The organism is Ureibacillus thermosphaericus (genome assembly GCF_002370195.2).
Classification (GTDB): Bacteria; Bacillota; Bacilli; order Bacillales_A; family Planococcaceae; genus Ureibacillus; species Ureibacillus thermosphaericus.
On record NZ_AP018335.1, the window covers coordinates 242,429 to 260,699 of the forward strand.

Genomic DNA, 18,271 nt, shown 5'->3' on the forward strand with positions numbered 1-18,271 from the left:
AACATTTTTTCGGGAAAGAGGGAATCATACGATTGGCCAGTTCAAAAAATTTGCAAACTCAAAAAACAGCATTTTATGTATTAATCACTTACATCGCTTTTCAACTTTCTTCCTTTTTACTTTGGATACCTCCCCTAAAAAACTTCTTTTTAAGTTTCATTGATTTGGAAGGAAGTTCAGCGAATATTGCCTTGGCCGGATGGTGGTCTTCCATCACGGCGGGGATTGCATTCATCATCTCCATTCTTCTTATTTCAAGGAATAAAAACTTTTGGAATTGCTTAAAGGGAGAAAAAAAGCCGTTGCCCGTGGCCATTGTTTGGGGAATTGTCGGGTTTTTCATGATTTATCTTGGCCAAGTGATCGGCGTACAAATTGAATCATCATTAGGCATCAATCCCGGCTCCGAAAACACGGAAGCCATTATCAAAGTGACAAAAATCGCACCTGTGATGATTTTTGCTTCCGTATTTTTTGGGCCTGTCCTGGAAGAACTTGTGTTTCGCCGGGTAATTTTCGGTTCCATCATGCAAGCACAAAACAACTTTTGGGTGGCCGCATTTGTCAGTGCCATCTTCTTTGCCATCATCCATTTGGATTTCAGTCACATTATCCTTTATACAATTACCGGCTTTATCCTATCTTACTTGTATTATAAGACAAAGCGTTTAATTACTCCGATTATTGCCCATATGCTGTTGAATGGTTTCGTTACTTACTTGCAATTGAACATTGATAAAATCCAACAATTTTTCAATCATTGATTTTTGCAGGAATTTAAAGATGAAAAAAAAAGCCTATTTTCAATGAATTCACATCATTGAAAATAGGCTTTAATTTTGTTCTTTCATTTGTTCGATTTGGCGGCGTTGTTCCGCCAGTGCCGCTTCCACCTGTTGTTTCTGTTCCGCTTCCTTTTCTTCCTTCAACCGCTGTTCTTCCGATTTTTCAAATTTCCTGTATCCGATTTTTGCAATCACAATGCTGAATTCATATAGAATGAACAACGGAATCGACAGGATGATATACGAAACCAAATCAGGCGGCGCAATCAGTACGGCAATCACAAAGAGCACGAAATAAGAATACTTTCTGAATTTGACCATCCACTTCGGATTCAATACACCGAGCCGTGATAAAAACAGGGTGATGACCGGGAGTTGAAACAAAAGCCCAAAAGGAATCACCAATTTGAAGAGAAAGGAAAAGTATTCGTTTATCCCAATCACTTGTTGAATTCCTAACCGCTCGGACAAATTCATCATGAAATTCATGACATTCGGAAAAAGGATAAAATAACCGAACAATACGCCCGCCAAAAACAGGATGAAAGCGTAAGGGATATATTTTAATGTCGCCTTCCGTTCCGCTTCATACAATCCCGGTGCAACAAACGCCCAAAGTTGATATAAAATCACCGGCGATGTCAAAATCAATGCAACAAAAAATGCCACTTCCAAATAAACGGTGAGCGGATCGGTCACTTTAAAAGCATTTAACGTGAGTTCATTTGATTGATCCAACTGTTCATTATTCTGCTTAAAGTGTTCGATAAATGGCTCTGCATCATACTGAATGTATTTGATAATTGGCTCCGCCAAGTAGAATCCAGCAAATAATGCAATAACGAAAAAAACCGCACATATGATTAAGCGCTTTCTTAATTCCTCTATATGTTCTATAACCGGAAGTTCTTTTGGATCCATTTGCTAGACATCCTCAAAATTACTTATTCTGTTCTCTTTCTTTCGTTTCAACTGTTTCAATGGATTTTTGCTGCTGATCTATTTCAATAATATTCTTTTTTTCTGTACTTTCGTTATCATCTAATAACCCTTGCGTACCTTTTTTGAACTCGCGCAATGTCGTTCCCATTGCTCGTCCAAATTCAGGCAATTTTTTCGGTCCAAAAATGATTAAAGCCACAATCCCTATAACGACAAGAGCTGCTGGTGAAATTGCACTTAAGTGCACAACCATTGATGCCACCTCCTCTAAATATGTAATTATTTTACCCCAATTCGACACATTTTGCATTACATATTAAATGAATGTTTGTGAAAACTTTTCATCAATCACTATTGCGAATTAAATAGATTAAAGCCTCCAATTCCACAGCCAAATCGATATTCATCACTTTCATCGTATCCGGAACGTTCAGCCGGACCGGTGTAAAATTCAATATCCCTTTTGCATTGATGGCTGCCAGGCGATCCGCAATGGCTTGGGCTGAACGCGAAGAAACCGTCAAGATGGCAAGCTCCGCATTATATTTTTGATACATTTCCTCTAATCGATCCGGATGATAAACCGGGATTCCATTTACTTCATGCCCTTCCATTGGCGCCTTTGTATCGAACGCAACAACGATTCTCGTATTATGATTTTTTTGGAAATTATATTTCAAAAGGGCATTTCCTAAATTCCCCACGCCAATAAGAGCGACATTCGCGCCTTCATCTTGATCTAGAATTTGTCTAAAAAATTCCAACAAATACAAAACATCATATCCATATCCTTTTTTACCTAAGGCGCCAAAATAAGAAAAATCTCTTCGAATTGTAGCGGAGTCAATCTTCATTGCCTCACTTAATTCTTGAGATGAAACTCTCTGTTTTCCATCATTTGCAAAGTTCTGTAAAAACCGATAATAAAGAGGAAGTCTTTTTGTTGTCGCCTGTGGAATTTTTATATCTCTTTTCACAATAATCCCCCTGTTAACTTCAACTCGAAATTGATTTTATATTACTAAACATAGCTAAATAAGTAAAGCGTTCACATTGCTTGAATTCCTGTCTTCTATTACACTAATAGTAGTGAACAGAGGTGTAAACATGATCATACTTCAAGTAAATCAATTAACAAAATCATTCTTATCTGATGAAATATTAAAGGATGTAAAATTAGAAGTTCAACACCGTGACCGTGTCGCATTAGTAGGTCGCAACGGTGCGGGTAAATCTACGTTATTAAAAATCATTGCTGGACAATTGTCTTACGATTCTGGCGAAATCATTATTCCTAAAGATATAACAATTGGGTATTTAGAACAACATGCTGGTCTTGAATCCAAACGTACAATTTGGGAAGAAATGATGACGGTGTTTGAACCGTTAAAAAAACAAGAAATGCGACTTCGCGAATTAGAACAACAAATGGCTGACCCATCCGTGTATGAGAGTCCAACTAATTACTCTCGTATTATGGCAGAATATGATCAACTACAACATTCTTTTAAAGAAGCAGGTGGCTATCAATATGAAGCAGATACACGTTCCGTACTCCATGGTATGAAATTCTTCCCCGACATGTATGATAAACCTGTTTCTTCCTTATCGGGTGGTCAACGAACACGACTTGCCCTTGCAAAATTGCTACTAAGTAAACCGGATTTACTGATTTTAGACGAGCCTACGAACCATTTAGATATCGAAACATTAAGTTGGCTTGAAAATTATTTAAAAGCTTATACAGGTGCCATTTTAATCGTTTCTCACGATCGTTATTTTCTCGATCAAATCGTCAATATCGTTTATGAAGTATCAAGAACTCGCGTAACAAAGTATATAGGAAATTATAGCGATTATTTGGACCAAAAAGCAAAACAATATGAACGCGATTTAAAAATGTATGAGCAACAGCAAGATGAAAAAGCGAAACTTGAAGCCTTTATTCAAAAAAATATCGCACGTGCTTCTACAGCAAAACTTGCAAAAAGCCGAAGAAAAATGTTGGAACGTATCCAATGGATGGATGCCCCAATTGGTGATGAAAAATCAGCAAAATTTGGATTTGATATCGAAAGACAAAGCGGCAATGATGTACTATCAATCGATGATTTATCAATTGGATATGAGCAAAATCAAATGATTTCTGAAAATATCTATTTGCGCATCTTCCGACAAGATCGAGTTGCGATAGTAGGACCGAACGGAGTCGGAAAATCCACTCTATTAAAAACCATTGTCAAAGATTTATCTCCACTGTCTGGAAGCATTCGTTATGGAACGAACGTTAAAATTGGCTATTACGATCAAGAACAAGCAAAACTCGATAGTAATAAAACCGTTTTAAATGAACTTTGGGATGAATGGCCGTTAATGAATGAAAAAGAAATTCGTTCCGTTTTAGGTCAATTTTTATTTAGTGGCGATGATGTACTAAAACTTGTTAATACATTATCCGGTGGGGAAAAAGCACGCCTTGCCTTAGCAAAACTCATGTTGCAAAAAGCAAATTTCCTTGTATTAGATGAACCAACAAACCATCTTGATTTAGACAGTAAAGAAGTATTAGAAAATGCGTTGATGGACTATCCCGGAACGATACTATTCGTTTCCCATGACCGTTATTTCATGAATAAAATTGCTACAAAAGTCGTTGAACTATCCGCCACAGGCACATTTGAGTATTTAGGTGATTATGATTATTATGTAGAGAAAAAACAAGAATTAATGGAATTAGCTGAACTGAATGAAACAAAGCATGAAGCAAAACAGGAAGAAATCAAAATCCAGCATCCATCTTCAGTAAACAAAGAAGTCAAAAAACGAGAGCGTCAAATTCGAAGAAAAATTGAAGAGCTTGAAAAAGAAATGTCCAATTATGAAGAGGAAATTAACAATATCGAACTGAAGCTTTGTGAACCAGAGATTTTTAGTGATTACGAAAAGGCATTAGAGCTCCAAAATAAACTGGATTCGTTAAAGCAATCTCACAGCGAGCTCGAAACTCAATGGCTTGAACTACAAGAAGAATTGGAAAACCTGAAAATTTAAGCTACCTGAATAATATTCAGGTAGCTTTTCATTTATATATGGAAAACATGAATCTTGTTTTCGAATATTACATATATCTTGGTCAATAGACAAATTTCGATAAATTTTCCCCACAGTTTTATTCACAATAAAAACTCAGTGATACCAACATATCAACAGCCTTTTCCACATTATCCACATCACCAGAAAAAAAATCCACACTTCGTTCTGGAAAAATACACACAATATATTGATTTTTCACAGCTTTATCACAGGTTATCCACAAGTTATACACAGATTGTGCATAAGTACGAATGTTCGTCTTGACAAAAAAAGAAAACTATTCACAAACTTGCGAATAAGTTTTAAGAAAAATATTATTTTAATTCTGTGTATAATTTTGTGTATAAATAAAAAGGATATGACTTCATGTCATACCCCATCTTTTTCTGAAGAAAATATTATACTTTTATCGAAGTTTGTCGTCTGTATTACTCCAACTTTTCAATTCTTTCCCTGGCAAACCATTCATCGATAAATCGGATCTTACTCCCGCTTCAAACATGTAAGCCGCACAGGCGCCAATCATTGCTGCATTATCTGTGCATAAAGAAAGTGGTGGAGCCGTAAATGGTATCCCTTCCTGTTCAAGCGCTTTACTTAAACTTTCTCGCAATCCACGATTTGCAGAAACACCACCAGCTACTATTACTTGTTTAACCCCTAATTCCTTAGCTGCTTTTATCGTTTTAGTTGTCAATACTTCTACAACACTGTCTTGGAAGCCTTTTGCGACTTCTTCAGGCACAATTGATTGTCCTCTTTGCTCCAAATTATGTTTATAATTAATAACAGCTGATTTTAATCCACTAAAACTAAAATCATACGTATCTTCTAACCACGCTCGTGGAAAATCTACACCTTTTTTAGCTTCATGAGCCATTCGATCAATATGCGGACCACCGGGATAAGGTAAATTTAACACCCGCGCTACTTTATCATAAGCTTCCCCGGCCGCATCATCGCGAGTTTCTCCAATGACTTCAAAAGATCCATGTTCTTTCATATAGATTAATTCCGTATGCCCTCCAGATACAACAAGTGCTAATAAAGGAAATTTCATTGGTTCAACAAGCGCACTTGCATATATGTGACCGGCAATATGGTGCACCCCAATAATCGGTAATCCGTGAGCAAAGGCAAAGGCTTTTGCTGCATTAATGCCGATAAGCAATGCACCAACTAGTCCTGGGCCTTCCGTCACTGCCACTGCGTCTAAATCTGATGGTACAATGCTTGCCTTTTCCAATGCTTCTTCAATTACAACCGTTATTTGTTCAACATGGTGGCGAGACGCAATTTCTGGTACGACCCCCCCAAATCTTTTTTGACTATCGATTTGTGAAGCTACTACGTTTGAAAGAATTTCATTTCCATTTCTAATTACGCTAGCAGCTGTCTCATCACAGCTTGTTTCAATTGCTAAAATTAAGTTTTCCATTATAAATTCACCCACATTACTAGAGCATCTTCCTGGTTATCTGTATAATATCCTTTCCGAATTCCGCCATCTTGGAATCCGAGCTTTCGGTATAAATTTTGTGCCACTATGTTTGATACACGTACTTCTAAACTCATCGTTTCCGCATTGTGTTCTTTCGCTACTCTCATTGCCTCTCGCATAAGCCCTTCACCAATGCCTTGTCCTCTTGATTTTTCAGTAACCGCCACATTAGTAATTTGAGCAGAATCAACGACAATCCAGATACCGCAATATCCAACAATTGTTCCATGGTCATCTTCTGCTACAATGTAATGAGCAAAGGGATTTTCTCTCATTTCGTAATGAAAAGAATCCTCGGTCCAAGGAGTTGGAAACGATTCAACCTCTATCGCATGCACTGCCTCCACATCTTGTGCCGTCATTTTTCGATAGTGAATCATCCTTTTTGCTCCTTTTGATGTGCTTTTAACCAATTTGCCTCTGCTTCAGCTAAACGATGATATTTTGGCACAAAGGAATGAACCATTTCTAATGTTGGCAATGGTTCTTTTTCAGCTAATTCGATTAATTTTGAAGCTCTCGGTAAGTTAAGTGAAGGCGGTGCAAATTTAGCCTGTTCACCTAAAACGGATTGAATCTCTTCCTTAAATTTTTTCACATCTGAACCAACAAACATAATTGTTTCTTGATACTCTTTTAACTGTTGCAACAGTTCTTCCAAAGATCCATGATGTTCTGGAATAATCGTTTTCAATTCTTTCCCTTTATATACTGCAGCGTATACATTCTTTCTTCTAGCATCAAACATCGTGCAAATAATGCCATCAAACAATTCAACATTACTTGCAAGCACTTTTAGACTTGATATGCCAACTAATGGTTTCTTTAAAGTCCAAGATAACGTTTTTGCAATCGTTACCCCGATTCTTAGCCCAGTATACGAACCAGGACCTTCGGAAACCGCTACGGCATCAATATCAACAGGTTTTAAGTTAGTTTTTCGAAATACCTCTTCTATTGTTGGCATACAAGTAACAGAATGTGTTGATTTTGTATTTTGTACTATTTCTGAAAGCACTTCTCCGTCTCTTACGATAGCGACGGAAAGTGGAGCGTTTGATGTTTCAATTCCTAACCAAATCATGTAAATAACTCCTCACATAATCGTTCATACCGTTTTCCTATTGGTCTAAATATAAATTTTCTTTTATTTTCATCAATTCGTTGAATTTCAATATCTAATCTTTCATCCGGTAGATTTTCCTCAATTAAATGTGCCCATTCAATTACCGTTACCGCATCACCATAAAATATTTCATCCCATCCTAAATCTTCATCACTATTTTCTAAACGATACACATCTAAGTGATTAAGCGGCAACTTCCCTTCATATTGTTTCATGATTGTAAAAGTAGGGCTATTCACTGTTCGGGAAATACCAAGTCCTTTCGCTAAAGCTTGAATAAATGTTGTTTTCCCGGCACCTAAATCCCCTTCAAATGTTAGATTATCTCCCGGCTCAAGTAAATTCGCTAAACGAATTCCAAGTTGATTTGTTTCTTCTAAAGAATGCACTTCCTTTTCGTACATCGTCTTCACGTATCCTCTCACCCTAACATTAACAATAGTTTATCTAAAAGAATTCATTAATTCAAAATGTATCATTTATAAATCCAAAAAAAAAAACATCTCTCTATATAGTAACTCATTCATTTCTTATCTAGAAATAAATTGTTTTCATTTTATAGAGAGATGCGTTTCCCTATCCACTTATTGAAGAAAATAATGAAAGATAAAATGAATAAGACTTGCAATTAATATAAAAATTATCACCATTATATTTCTTCTTAACCGTCTCATTTTTCCACCTCAAAAAGGGATATTACTAATATATTTATTCTTTACTTGCTTTTATGACATGGTGGATTCGGTGATGTTATGTGCAGAAGAACTCATTAAAGGGGTCCAATCAAAAGTCTTTTATGGCCAATTAACTTACCAACCAAAAGCGTGCTATGCTTGTGGCCATGTCTTCGATGATCAAATCATTAAACACGGTTTAAACGTCTCTCATTAAAATGCCTAGTGTTTCAGGTTTTCATACCTACTTAAAATTGCGTAAACAGCGTTATTTCTGTAAACATTGTCATGCCACGTTTACTTGAAAAACGAGCGTCGTGGCTAAAAACTGTTGTATTTCCAACAATACTAAAGTATCGATTACTTTAAACGCCAAAGATAAAATATCCGAAAAAGATATTGCCATCAAACACAATGTATCTCATGCCACTGTCAGTCGAGTCATCGACAGCTTTTATAGCTACTATCAACCAAATGTTCACTACCTTCCACAGCATTTGTGTTTTGATGAGTTTAAATCAGTGAAATCCGCAGCTGGAGCGATGTCCTTTATTTTCTGCGACTCTGAAAGGTGGATATCGTGGAGGACCGAAGATTACATGTCCTCAAAGAGTATTTCTTACGGTATTCCAAGAAGGCGAGAGATGCGGTAAAAACGATTGTCATCGATATGTACAGCCCTTATATTTCCTTAATCCAAGAAGTTTTCCCTAAAGCAGAAATCATACTCGACAAATTCCATATCCTCCAACTATTTAGCAGAGCTTTAAACAAAACGCGCATCAACGGCATGAATCGGGATAAAAAGAATTACAATAAATTGAAAAAAATACTGGAAGCTCCTTTGAGTTATATCAATACGTGCAACATTGCATCAAAATCAAAGACTTTGAGCTCCTAAAGAAAACATTAGAGAATAAACAAAATATCGTTTCCCGCTATATGAAACCCGCCATCAAGACAATCAACAAATCCATCAATGACGTCGAGAATACGTTGAAATACGATTAATAACAACGGCATTTTAGAGGGAATTCATAACAAAATCAAGGTGATGAAACGCATTTCTTTCGGTTATCGATCCTTCTATCACTTTAGAAACCGAATATTCATTACCCAAAACTTAGCGAAAATAAAAACCGCTTAGGGGAATCTCGAATTTCCCCTAAGCCATCCGATTACATATTACCAAATAATATCACTAAAATTTATTCACCAACACCATTTGACAAAGAACCAAAAATTTTTATTTATATACTACATCAATGTACGTATCTAATACTTTTACTTTTGTAGAATAACGAGTACCAAAGCTAGGTTGAGTAGTTTTAATTCTTTCAATTTTCAAATCTGCAAAGCCACCTAATCTGCTGTATCTAGAAGGATCAGCAGGAATTACAGATGTAACACCAGTTGTTCTAGTATATGATGCTGTTACATCTCCCCATTCTGTTTTAACTGTTGCAGAAAACGTTTCTGTTTCTCCACTATTTACATGGTGCTCAGATGCCTTTCTCCAACTAGGAGTATGTTTAGAATATCCCATAAAGTGGAACCATTTATATTCTGTACCTACTACAGTCTCGCCATACCAATTAATACCGATACCTGATTGTGATTCTTTTGAAGTCGTCAAATAAATTTCCATGTCTTCTAGATTGTCAAAAAGAATAATTGAGCCATCATCATTAGTAACTTGTAAATTTTCATAGTCAACCGCAGGTTCAAACTCAACTTTACTATCAGCAATTGCTGTATCTTTCAAATCTTTTGTTAAAACTGATGCTGATACCTCTTGATTAATACCAAATGACAAAAACAAGAAAGAACTTAGAAGAAATAATAAGACTTTGAACTTCATTAAACCACTCCTTTTTTATTGATTATCCATATTACAACATATATTTTTTACAGTTAAAGTATAATATGGTATAATTAAGTATATTTTTATAAAAGGAGGAATTCCTATTAAAAAAGTTATTAATATACCTGAAGCTATTCTATTAGTAAGTTCATTTTTCATGTTCATGTACATTTCAGAAAATATGGTATTTATACCTGAATTTAAATACTTTTTCGAAAGAGGTTCGTTATGGTATATATTACCATCTATTCTACTTATGCTAGCAATACACTCTTTTATTACTAGAAATAAAAATGAATAGAATATTAAAATTAATATAAAGACATTTAAATAAAAAAACTCGTTATTGGAGAGTAATTAGTTTTCCAAATAACGAGTTTTCTCGGCTCTATAATATTTGGTGTTGGTGGATACAACCAGCACCAATTTTTTTGAACAAAAAAATGAGACAGTGACAAAACTCTGGTAAAATGTAATCGACCAAAACCACATTTACAAGGAGTGATGTCACATGTCTCATCATTATTCTATACGTAATTTATTAAATATTAAAGATAAAAATATCACATTTGATGAAAATTTTTGTGCAGAAGAACTCATTAATGGGGTCCAATCAAAAGTCTTTTATGGCCAATTAACTTACCAACCAAAAGCGTGCTATGCTTGTGGCCATGTCTTCGATGATCAAATCATTAAACACGGTTTAAACGTCTCTCATTAAAATGCCTAGTGTTTCAGGTTTTCATACCTACTTAAAATTGCGTAAACAGCGTTATTTCTGTAAACATTGTCATGCCACGTTTACTTGAAAAACGAGCGTCGTGGCTAAAAACTGTTGTATTTCCAACAATACTAAAGTATCGATTACTTTAAACGCCAAAGATAAAATATCCGAAAAAGATATTGCCATCAAACACAATGTATCTCATGCCACTGTCAGTCGAGTCATCGACAGCTTTTATAGCTACTATCAACCAAATGTTCACTACCTTCCACAGCATTTGTGTTTTGATGAGTTTAAATCAGTGAAATCCGCAGCTGGAGCGATGTCCTTTATTTTCTGCGACTCTGAAAGGTGGATATCGTGGAGGACCGAAGATTACATGTCCTCAAAGAGTATTTCTTACGGTATTCCAAGAAGGCGAGAGATGCGGTAAAAACGATTGTCATCGATATGTACAGCCCTTATATTTCCTTAATCCAAGAAGTTTTCCCTAAAGCAGAAATCATACTCGACAAATTCCATATCCTCCAACTATTTAGCAGAGCTTTAAACAAAACGCGCATCAACGTCATGAATCGGGATAAAAAGAATTACAATAAATTGAAAAAAATACTGGAGGCTCCTTTGAGTTATATCAATACGTGCAACATTGCATCAAAATCAAAGACTTTGAGCTCCTAAAGAAAACATTAGAGAATAAACAAAATATCGTTTCCCGCTATATGAAACCCGCCATCAAGACAATCAACAAATCCATCAATGACGTCGAGAATACGTTGAAATACGATTAATAACAACGGCATTTTAGAGGGAATTCATAACAAAATCAAGGTGATGAAACGCATTTCTTTCGGTTATCGATCCTTCTATCACTTTAGAAACCGAATATTCATTACCCAAAACTTAGCGAAAATAAAAACCGCTTAGGGGAATCTCGAATTTCCCCTAAGCCATCCGATTATATATCTTATATATCACCAAATAATGTCACTAAAATTTATTCACCAACACCATTTGACAAAGAACCAATTTTTGCAAAGCGCTCGTCTATCTCTCACAAGGGGACCCCTTAACTACCATCGGCGCTAACTCCGAAGCACGTTGACCGGCGAATTTCTGCGTCACCTTCGGCAGTCCGGTGCTCACGTACACAGTACGCTCCGCTCCGGGCTGCCTCGCTTCCTTGAACTTCTTGGTCTCCGTGCTTCTCGTCTTCTCCAAATAATTGTTTTGCTTTCGTTTTAAATGCCACTCCTCTATCGCACCGATCGGACTTTCAGTCCTTGGTAGTAAGGGGCATAAAAAAAAGCCACTACCGACCTTACGTCAGTAATAGCTTTTTGAGCCTAGCAACGTCCTACTCTCACAAGGGGAAGCCCCTTACTACCATCGGCGCTAACTCCGAAGCACGTTGACCGGCGAATTTCTGCGTCACCTTCGGCAGTCCGGTGCTCACGTACACAGTACGCTCCGCTCCGGGCTGCCTCGCTTCCTTGAACTTCTTGGTCTCCGTGCTTCTCGTCTTCTCCAAATAATTGTTTTGCTTTCGTTTTAAATGCCACTCCTCTATCGCGCCGATCGGACTTTCAGTCCTTGGTAGTAAGGGGCATAAAAAAAGCCACTACCGACCTTACGTCAGTAATAGCTTTTTGAGCCTAGCAACGTCCTACTCTCACAAGGGGACCCCTTAACTACCATCGGCGCTAACTCCGAAGCACGTTGACCGGCGAATTTCTGCGTCACCTTCGGCAGTCCGGTGCTCACGTACACAGTACGCTCCGCTCCGGGCTGCCTCGCTTCCTTGAACTTCTTGGTCTCCGTGCTTCTCGTCTTCTCCAAATAATTGTTTTGCTTTCGTTTTAAATGCCACTCCTCTATCGCGCCGATCGGACTTTCAGTCCTTGGTAGTAAGGGGCATAAAAAAAGCCACTACCGACCTTACGTCAGTAATAGCTTTTTGAGCCTAGCAACGTCCTACTCTCACAAGGGGAAGCCCCTTACTACCATCGGCGCTAAAGAGCTTAACTTCCGTGTTCGGTATGGGAACGGGTGTGACCTCTTTGCCATCGTCACTAGACTCATTTGATTATGTATGTAATTTCAGAGAGGTTATTCTCTCAAAACTGGATAACGACATTGAAATGATTGGTTAAGTCCTCGATCGATTAGTATCCGTCAGCTCCACACGTCACCGTGCTTCCACCTCGGACCTATCTACCTCATCGTCTTTGAGGGATCTTACTTGCTTATGCAATGGGAAATCTCATCTTGAGGGGGGCTTCATGCTTAGATGCTTTCAGCACTTATCCCGTCCACACATAGCTACCCAGCGGTGCCTTTGGCAAGACAACTGGTACACCAGCGGTGTGTCCATCCCGGTCCTCTCGTACTAAGGACAGCTCCTCTCAAATTTCCTACGCCCACGACGGATAGGGACCGAACTGTCTCACGACGTTCTGAACCCAGCTCGCGTACCGCTTTAATGGGCGAACAGCCCAACCCTTGGGACCGACTACAGCCCCAGGATGCGATGAGCCGACATCGAGGTGCCAAACCTCCCCGTCGATGTGGACTCTTGGGGGAGATAAGCCTGTTATCCCCGGGGTAGCTTTTATCCGTTGAGCGATGGCCCTTCCATGCGGAACCACCGGATCACTAAGCCCGTCTTTCGACCCTGCTCGACTTGTAGGTCTCGCAGTCAAGCTCCCTTATGCCTTTACACTCTGCGAATGATTTCCAACCATTCTGAGGGAACCTTTGGGCGCCTCCGTTACCTTTTAGGAGGCGACCGCCCCAGTCAAACTGTCCACCTGACACTGTCTCCCAAGCCGATCAGGCTTGCGGGTTAGAATTTCAGTACAACCAGGGTAGTATCCCAAGGGCGCCTCCAGGGAAGCTGGCGCTCCCCCTTCTACGGCTCCTACCTATCCTGTACAAGTTGCACCGAAATTCAATATCAGGTTACAGTAAAGCTCCACGGGGTCTTTCCGTCCTGTCGCGGGTAACCTGCATCTTCACAGGTACTATAATTTCACCGAGTCTCTCGTTGAGACAGTGCCCAGATCGTTACGCCTTTCGTGCGGGTCGGAACTTACCCGACAAGGAATTTCGCTACCTTAGGACCGTTATAGTTACGGCCGCCGTTTACTGGGGCTTCAATTCGGAGCTTCGCTTGCGCTAACTCCTCCTCTTAACCTTCCAGCACCGGGCAGGCGTCAGCCCCTATACTTCACCTTACGGTTTTGCAGAGACCTGTGTTTTTGCTAAACAGTCGCCTGGGCCTATTCACTGCGGCTCATCAGGGCTTGCACCCCAATGAGCACCCCTTCTCCCGAAGTTACGGGGTCATTTTGCCGAGTTCCTTAACGAGAGTTCTCTCGCTCACCTTAGGATTCTCTCCTCGACTACCTGTGTCGGTTTGCGGTACGGGCACCTCCCGCCTCGCTAGAGGCTTTTCTTGGCAGTGTGAAATCAGGAACTTCGCGCATAACGCGCTCCCCATCACAGCTCGGCGTATTAGGAAGCGGATTTGCCTACTTCCACGCCTTGCTGCTTGGACACGCTCGACCAACGGCGTGCATTCCCTATCCTCCTGCGTCCCCCCATCACTCAAACGGCGGGGAGGTGGTACAGGAATATCAACCTGTTGTCCATCGTCTACGCCTTTCGGCCTCGACTTAGGTCCCGACTAACCCTGAGCGGACGAGCCTTCCTCAGGAAACCTTAGTCATTCGGTGGATGGGATTCTCACCCATCTTTCGCTACTCATACCGGCATTCTCACTTCTAAGCGCTCCACCAGTCCTTCCGGTCTGACTTCGACGCACTTAGAACGCTCTCCTACCACTCGTGCAACGCACGAATCCACAGCTTCGGTGAATCGTTTAGCCCCGATACATTTTCGGCGCAGCGTCACTCGACCAGTGAGCTATTACGCACTCTTTAAATGATGGCTGCTTCTAAGCCAACATCCTGGTTGTCTAAGCAACGCCACATCCTTTTCCACTTAACGATTACTTTGGGACCTTAGCTGGTGGTCTGGGCTGTTTCCCTTTTGACCACGGATCTTATCACTCGTAGTCTGACTCCCGTGTATAAATAGCTGGCATTCGGAGTTTATCTGAATTCGGTAACCCGAGGTGGGCCCCTAGTCCAAACAGTGCTCTACCTCCAGTATTCTTCACACGAGGCTAGCCCTAAAGCTATTTCGGAGAGAACCAGCTATCTCCAAGTTCGATTGGAATTTCTCCGCTACCCACACCTCATCCCCGCACTTTTCAACGTGCGTGGGTTCGGGCCTCCAGTGAGTGTTACCTCACCTTCACCCTGGACATGGGTAGATCACCTGGTTTCGGGTCTACGACCACGTACTCATAACGCCCTATTCAGACTCGCTTTCGCTGCGGCTCCGCATTTTCTGCTTAACCTTGCACGTAATCGTAACTCGCCGGTTCATTCTACAAAAGGCACGCCATCACCCGTTAACGGGCTCTGACTACTTGTAGGCACACGGTTTCAGGTTCTCTTTCACTCCCCTCCCGGGGTGCTTTTCACCTTTCCCTCACGGTACTGGTTCACTATCGGTCACTAGGGAGTATTTAGCCTTGGGAGATGGTCCTCCCGGATTCCGACGGAATTTCACGTGTTCCGCCGTACTCAGGATCCACTCAGGAGAGGATGGATTTTCGACTACAGGGCTTTTACCTTCTCTGGCCGTCCTTTCCAGAACGGTTCATCTAACCCATCCTTTTGTAACTCCGTATAGAGTGTCCTACAACCCCAAGAGGCAAGCCTCTTGGTTTGGGCTGTTCCCGTTTCGCTCGCCGCTACTCAGGGAATCGATTTTTCTTTCTTCTCCTCCAGGTACTTAGATGTTTCAGTTCCCTGGGTGTGCCTTCTTAACGCTATGGATTCACGTTAAGATACTGTTCCATTACGAACAGTGGGTTCCCCCATTCGGAAATCTCCGGATCAAAGCTTACTTACAGCTCCCCGAAGCATATCGGTGTTAGTCCCGTCCTTCATCGGCTCCTAGTGCCAAGGCATCCACCGTGCGCCCTTAACAACTTAACCTTTAAGGCTTTCGATACGCTGCGCAATACTTCGTCAATTTCGCTCGTTCGAATCCTCATGTACGCATATAGTACACTCCGGTTCTCACTCGCTCATTTCCTTGTCTTGCTTGCGTCTCGCAACCCTTACGGCTTTAATCCACGTCGCATTTACGTCGTGTTAGCCTAGTTGTTTGCGCTTTACAGTAAATTGCTTGCTTTCAATGTCGTTTATCCAGTTTTCAAAGAACAACACTATAACTTTGAAGGTCATAAACCTTCAAAACTGAACACAAAACGCTAATGCTTCCGTAAATATCCTTAGAAAGGAGGTGATCCAGCCGCACCTTCCGATACGGCTACCTTGTTACGACTTCACCCCAATCATCTGTCCCACCTTCGGCGGCTGGCTCCCGAAAGGGTTACCTCACCGACTTCGGGTGTTACAGACTCTCGTGGTGTGACGGGCGGTGTGTACAAGGCCCGGGAACGTATTCACCGCGGCATGCTGATCCGCGATTACTAGCGATTCCGGCTTCATGCAGGCGAGTTGCAGCCTGCAATCCGAACTGAGAACGGTTTTTTCGGATTGGCTCCGTCTCGCGACTTCGCGACCGTTTGTACCGTCCATTGTAGCACGTGTGTAGCCCAGGTCATAAGGGGCATGATGATTTGACGTCATCCCCACCTTCCTCCGTATTTGTACGGCAGTCTCCTTAGAGTGCCCAACTGAATGATGGCAACTAAGGACAAGGGTTGCGCTCGTTGCGGGACTTAACCCAACATCTCACGACACGAGCTGACGACAACCATGCACCACCTGTCACCGCTGTCCCCGAAGGGAAGGCTATGTCTCCATAGCGGTCAGCGGGATGTCAAGACCTGGTAAGGTTCTTCGCGTTGCTTCGAATTAAACCACATGCTCCACCGCTTGTGCGGGCCCCCGTCAATTCCTTTGAGTTTCAGTCTTGCGACCGTACTCCCCAGGCGGAGTGCTTAATGCGTTAGCTGCAGCACTAAGGGGTGGAAACCCCCTAACACTTAGCACTCATCGTTTACGGCGTGGACTACCAGGGTATCTAATCCTGTTTGCTCCCCACGCTTTCGCGCCTCAGCGTCAGTTACAGGCCAGGAAGCCGCCTTCGCCACTGGTGTTCCTCCATATCTCTACGCATTTCACCGCTACACATGGAATTCCGCTTCCCTCTCCTGCACTCAAGTCTCCCAGTTTCCAATGACCCTCCCCGGTTAAGCCGGGGGCTTTCACATCAGACTTAAGAAACCGCCTGCGCGCGCTTTACGCCCAATAATTCCGGACAACGCTTGCCACCTACGTATTACCGCGGCTGCTGGCACGTAGTTAGCCGTGGCTTTCTAGTAAGGTACCGTCAAGGTGCAGCCAGTTACTACTGCACTTGTTCTTCCCTTACAACAGAGCTTTACGATCCGAAGACCTTCTTCGCTCACGCGGCGTTGCTCCATCAGGCTTTCGCCCATTGTGGAAGATTCCCTACTGCTGCCTCCCGTAGGAGTCTGGGCCGTGTCTCAGTCCCAGTGTGGCCGATCACCCTCTCAGGTCGGCTACGCATCGTCGCCTTGGTAGGCCGTTACCCCACCAACAAGCTAATGCGCCGCGGGCCCATCCTATAGTGATAGCAGAACCATCTTTCAACATCAAAGCATGCACTCTGATGTGTTATCCGGTATTAGCACGCGTTTCCGCGAGTTATCCCAGTCTATAGGGCAGGTTACCCACGTGTTACTCACCCGTCCGCCGCTAACCTCATGAAAGCTAGGCTTTCAATTGGTTCGCTCGACTTGCATGTATTAGGCACGCCGCCAGCGTTCGTCCTGAGCCAGGATCAAACTCTCCATAAAAGAAAATTTGATTTGCTCAAAAATTGAATGTCCGAATCTAGTTTGTTAACGAGGGTTAACAACTAGATAATTTATTACATTAACGTTTTGTTGTTCAGTTTTCAAGGTTCATTCTTATTTAATACATAAAATTGGAGCGGGTGATGGGAATCGAACCCACGACATCAGCTTGGAAGGCTGAGGTTTTACCATTAAACTACACCCGCGTTATTATTAAAAGTTGTTATAGATCTCGCATTAGCACTTGGTGCGGCCGAGAGGACTTGAACCTCCACGGGGTTGCCCCCACTAGGCCCTCAACCTAGCGCGTCTGCCATTCCGCCACGACCGCATTTATCGGTGGCTTTATTAATTATACACTTTCGATTTGATTTGTCAAGCGTTTGTAATAAAAGAAGTGAGCCATGAAGGACTCGAACCTTCGACCCTCTGATTAAAAGTCAGATGCTCTACCACTGAGCTAATGGCTCATAAGGGAATGGCTGGGGTACCAGGATTCGAACCTGGGCATGACGGAATCAAAATCCGTTGCCTTACCACTTGGCTATACCCCAATAATGGCGGTCCCGACCGGGATCGAACCGGCGATCTCCTGCGTGACAGGCAGGCATGTTAACCGCTACACCACGGGACC

The 18,271-nt window shown here is 41.5% G+C and carries 18 protein-coding genes, 5 tRNA genes and 3 rRNA genes; 10 read left to right on the top strand and 16 right to left on the bottom strand.

Features of this window, described 5'->3' with window-relative positions:
* Positions 1 to 32 precede the first annotated feature (32 nt).
* A complete protein-coding gene (locus tag UtA1_RS01140) occupies positions 33 to 764 on the top strand; it encodes a CPBP family intramembrane glutamic endopeptidase (protein WP_096549776.1) in 732 nt (243 codons plus the stop codon).
* Between the two features lie 69 nt (positions 765 to 833).
* On the opposite strand, the gene tatC is transcribed toward UtA1_RS01140, so the two are convergent.
* The 3 genes from tatC to UtA1_RS01155 form a co-directional block, all read right to left on the bottom strand.
* Positions 834 to 1,706, bottom strand: a complete 873-nt coding sequence (gene tatC, locus UtA1_RS01145) for a twin-arginine translocase subunit TatC (RefSeq protein ID WP_096549777.1) — start codon at positions 1,704 to 1,706, stop codon at positions 834 to 836.
* A gap of 19 nt (positions 1,707 to 1,725) precedes the next feature.
* Complete coding sequence (locus UtA1_RS01150) at positions 1,726 to 1,980, bottom strand: twin-arginine translocase TatA/TatE family subunit (protein WP_096549778.1); 255 nt, start codon at positions 1,978 to 1,980, stop codon at positions 1,726 to 1,728.
* A gap of 91 nt (positions 1,981 to 2,071) precedes the next feature.
* Entirely contained in the window at positions 2,072 to 2,704 is a 633-nt protein-coding gene (locus tag UtA1_RS01155; RefSeq protein WP_096549779.1) for a redox-sensing transcriptional repressor Rex, read from the bottom strand.
* Between the two features lie 130 nt (positions 2,705 to 2,834).
* Here UtA1_RS01155 and UtA1_RS01160 point away from each other — a divergent pair, with 130 nt between their 5' ends.
* Positions 2,835 to 4,778, top strand: coding sequence for an ABC transporter ATP-binding protein (locus UtA1_RS01160; RefSeq protein ID WP_096549780.1), 1,944 nt, complete (start codon positions 2,835 to 2,837; stop codon positions 4,776 to 4,778).
* A gap of 448 nt (positions 4,779 to 5,226) precedes the next feature.
* On the opposite strand, the gene tsaD is transcribed toward UtA1_RS01160, so the two are convergent.
* From tsaD to tsaE, 4 genes are read right to left on the bottom strand one after another with little or no spacing between them, the layout of a single operon-like run.
* Complete coding sequence (gene tsaD, locus UtA1_RS01165) at positions 5,227 to 6,258, bottom strand: tRNA (adenosine(37)-N6)-threonylcarbamoyltransferase complex transferase subunit TsaD (protein WP_016839628.1); 1,032 nt, start codon at positions 6,256 to 6,258, stop codon at positions 5,227 to 5,229.
* Positions 6,258 to 6,701 carry a ribosomal protein S18-alanine N-acetyltransferase gene (gene rimI, locus UtA1_RS01170; RefSeq protein ID WP_096549781.1) on the bottom strand — a complete coding sequence of 148 codons (444 nt, stop codon included), beginning with the start codon at positions 6,699 to 6,701 and terminating at the stop codon, positions 6,258 to 6,260. Before rimI ends, tsaD begins: the two co-directional genes overlap by 1 nt.
* Positions 6,698 to 7,405, bottom strand: coding sequence for a tRNA (adenosine(37)-N6)-threonylcarbamoyltransferase complex dimerization subunit type 1 TsaB (tsaB, locus tag UtA1_RS01175; protein WP_096549782.1), 708 nt, complete (start codon positions 7,403 to 7,405; stop codon positions 6,698 to 6,700). Before tsaB ends, rimI begins: the two co-directional genes overlap by 4 nt.
* On the bottom strand, positions 7,402 to 7,851 hold the full coding sequence (tsaE, locus tag UtA1_RS01180) for a tRNA (adenosine(37)-N6)-threonylcarbamoyltransferase complex ATPase subunit type 1 TsaE (protein ID WP_096549783.1): 450 nt from the start codon (positions 7,849 to 7,851) through the stop codon (positions 7,402 to 7,404). Before tsaE ends, tsaB begins: the two co-directional genes overlap by 4 nt.
* A 343-nt stretch (positions 7,852 to 8,194) precedes the next feature.
* Here tsaE and UtA1_RS16910 point away from each other — a divergent pair, with 343 nt between their 5' ends.
* The 4 genes from UtA1_RS16910 (at position 8,195) to UtA1_RS17985 (ending at position 9,268) form a co-directional block, all read left to right on the top strand.
* Positions 8,195 to 8,338, top strand: coding sequence for a hypothetical protein (locus UtA1_RS16910; protein WP_172597800.1), 144 nt, complete (start codon positions 8,195 to 8,197; stop codon positions 8,336 to 8,338).
* A gap of 1 nt (position 8,339) precedes the next feature.
* A complete protein-coding gene (locus UtA1_RS17980) occupies positions 8,340 to 8,426 on the top strand; it encodes a transposase family protein (RefSeq protein WP_126434555.1) in 87 nt (28 codons plus the stop codon).
* 275 nt (positions 8,427 to 8,701) lie between these two features.
* Positions 8,702 to 9,022 carry a transposase gene (locus tag UtA1_RS01190; protein WP_172597801.1) on the top strand — a complete coding sequence of 107 codons (321 nt, stop codon included), beginning with the start codon at positions 8,702 to 8,704 and terminating at the stop codon, positions 9,020 to 9,022.
* Positions 9,023 to 9,175: 153 nt separating this feature from the next.
* On the top strand, positions 9,176 to 9,268 hold the full coding sequence (locus tag UtA1_RS17985) for a hypothetical protein (protein ID WP_408647335.1): 93 nt from the start codon (positions 9,176 to 9,178) through the stop codon (positions 9,266 to 9,268).
* Between the two features lie 99 nt (positions 9,269 to 9,367).
* On the opposite strand, the gene UtA1_RS01200 is transcribed toward UtA1_RS17985, so the two are convergent.
* Entirely contained in the window at positions 9,368 to 9,982 is a 615-nt protein-coding gene (locus tag UtA1_RS01200; protein WP_096549784.1) for a hypothetical protein, read from the bottom strand.
* A 514-nt stretch (positions 9,983 to 10,496) separates the two neighbouring features.
* On the opposite strand from UtA1_RS01200, the gene UtA1_RS17415 reads away from it, so the two are divergent.
* The 4 genes from UtA1_RS17415 to UtA1_RS17995 all read left to right on the top strand — a co-directional run bounded on the left by UtA1_RS17415 (position 10,497) and on the right by UtA1_RS17995 (position 11,636).
* Positions 10,497 to 10,706: a hypothetical protein gene (locus UtA1_RS17415; protein WP_197722736.1), complete on the top strand. Its 210-nt coding sequence runs from the start codon at positions 10,497 to 10,499 to the stop codon at positions 10,704 to 10,706.
* Between the two features lies 1 nt (position 10,707).
* The gene (locus UtA1_RS17990) at positions 10,708 to 10,794 is read left to right on the top strand and encodes a transposase family protein (protein ID WP_126434555.1); all 87 of its coding nucleotides are present in this window, start codon (positions 10,708 to 10,710) and stop codon (positions 10,792 to 10,794) included.
* A gap of 275 nt (positions 10,795 to 11,069) precedes the next feature.
* Positions 11,070 to 11,390: a transposase gene (locus UtA1_RS17425; protein WP_197722737.1), complete on the top strand. Its 321-nt coding sequence runs from the start codon at positions 11,070 to 11,072 to the stop codon at positions 11,388 to 11,390.
* 153 nt (positions 11,391 to 11,543) lie between these two features.
* Positions 11,544 to 11,636, top strand: a complete 93-nt coding sequence (locus UtA1_RS17995; RefSeq protein ID WP_408647335.1) for a hypothetical protein — start codon at positions 11,544 to 11,546, stop codon at positions 11,634 to 11,636.
* A 1,034-nt stretch (positions 11,637 to 12,670) separates the two neighbouring features.
* Here the strand turns inward: UtA1_RS17995 and rrf are convergent.
* The 8 genes from rrf to UtA1_RS01245 all read right to left on the bottom strand — a co-directional run bounded on the left by rrf (position 12,671) and on the right by UtA1_RS01245 (position 18,271).
* Positions 12,671 to 12,786: ribosomal RNA gene (gene rrf, locus UtA1_RS01210) — 5S ribosomal RNA — on the bottom strand.
* 68 nt (positions 12,787 to 12,854) lie between these two features.
* A 23S ribosomal RNA gene (locus UtA1_RS01215) occupies positions 12,855 to 15,781 on the bottom strand.
* A gap of 303 nt (positions 15,782 to 16,084) precedes the next feature.
* A 16S ribosomal RNA gene (locus UtA1_RS01220) occupies positions 16,085 to 17,637 on the bottom strand.
* Together the 16S, 23S and 5S rRNA genes with 5 tRNA genes alongside form the textbook arrangement of a ribosomal RNA operon.
* Before the next feature lie 132 nt (positions 17,638 to 17,769).
* A tRNA-Gly gene (locus UtA1_RS01225) sits at positions 17,770 to 17,843 on the bottom strand.
* A gap of 39 nt (positions 17,844 to 17,882) precedes the next feature.
* A tRNA-Leu gene (locus UtA1_RS01230) sits at positions 17,883 to 17,968 on the bottom strand.
* Positions 17,969 to 18,035: 67 nt separating this feature from the next.
* Positions 18,036 to 18,107, bottom strand: a tRNA-Lys gene (locus UtA1_RS01235).
* A gap of 9 nt (positions 18,108 to 18,116) precedes the next feature.
* A tRNA-Gln gene (locus UtA1_RS01240) sits at positions 18,117 to 18,191 on the bottom strand.
* Between the two features lie 4 nt (positions 18,192 to 18,195).
* Positions 18,196 to 18,271, bottom strand: a tRNA-Asp gene (locus UtA1_RS01245).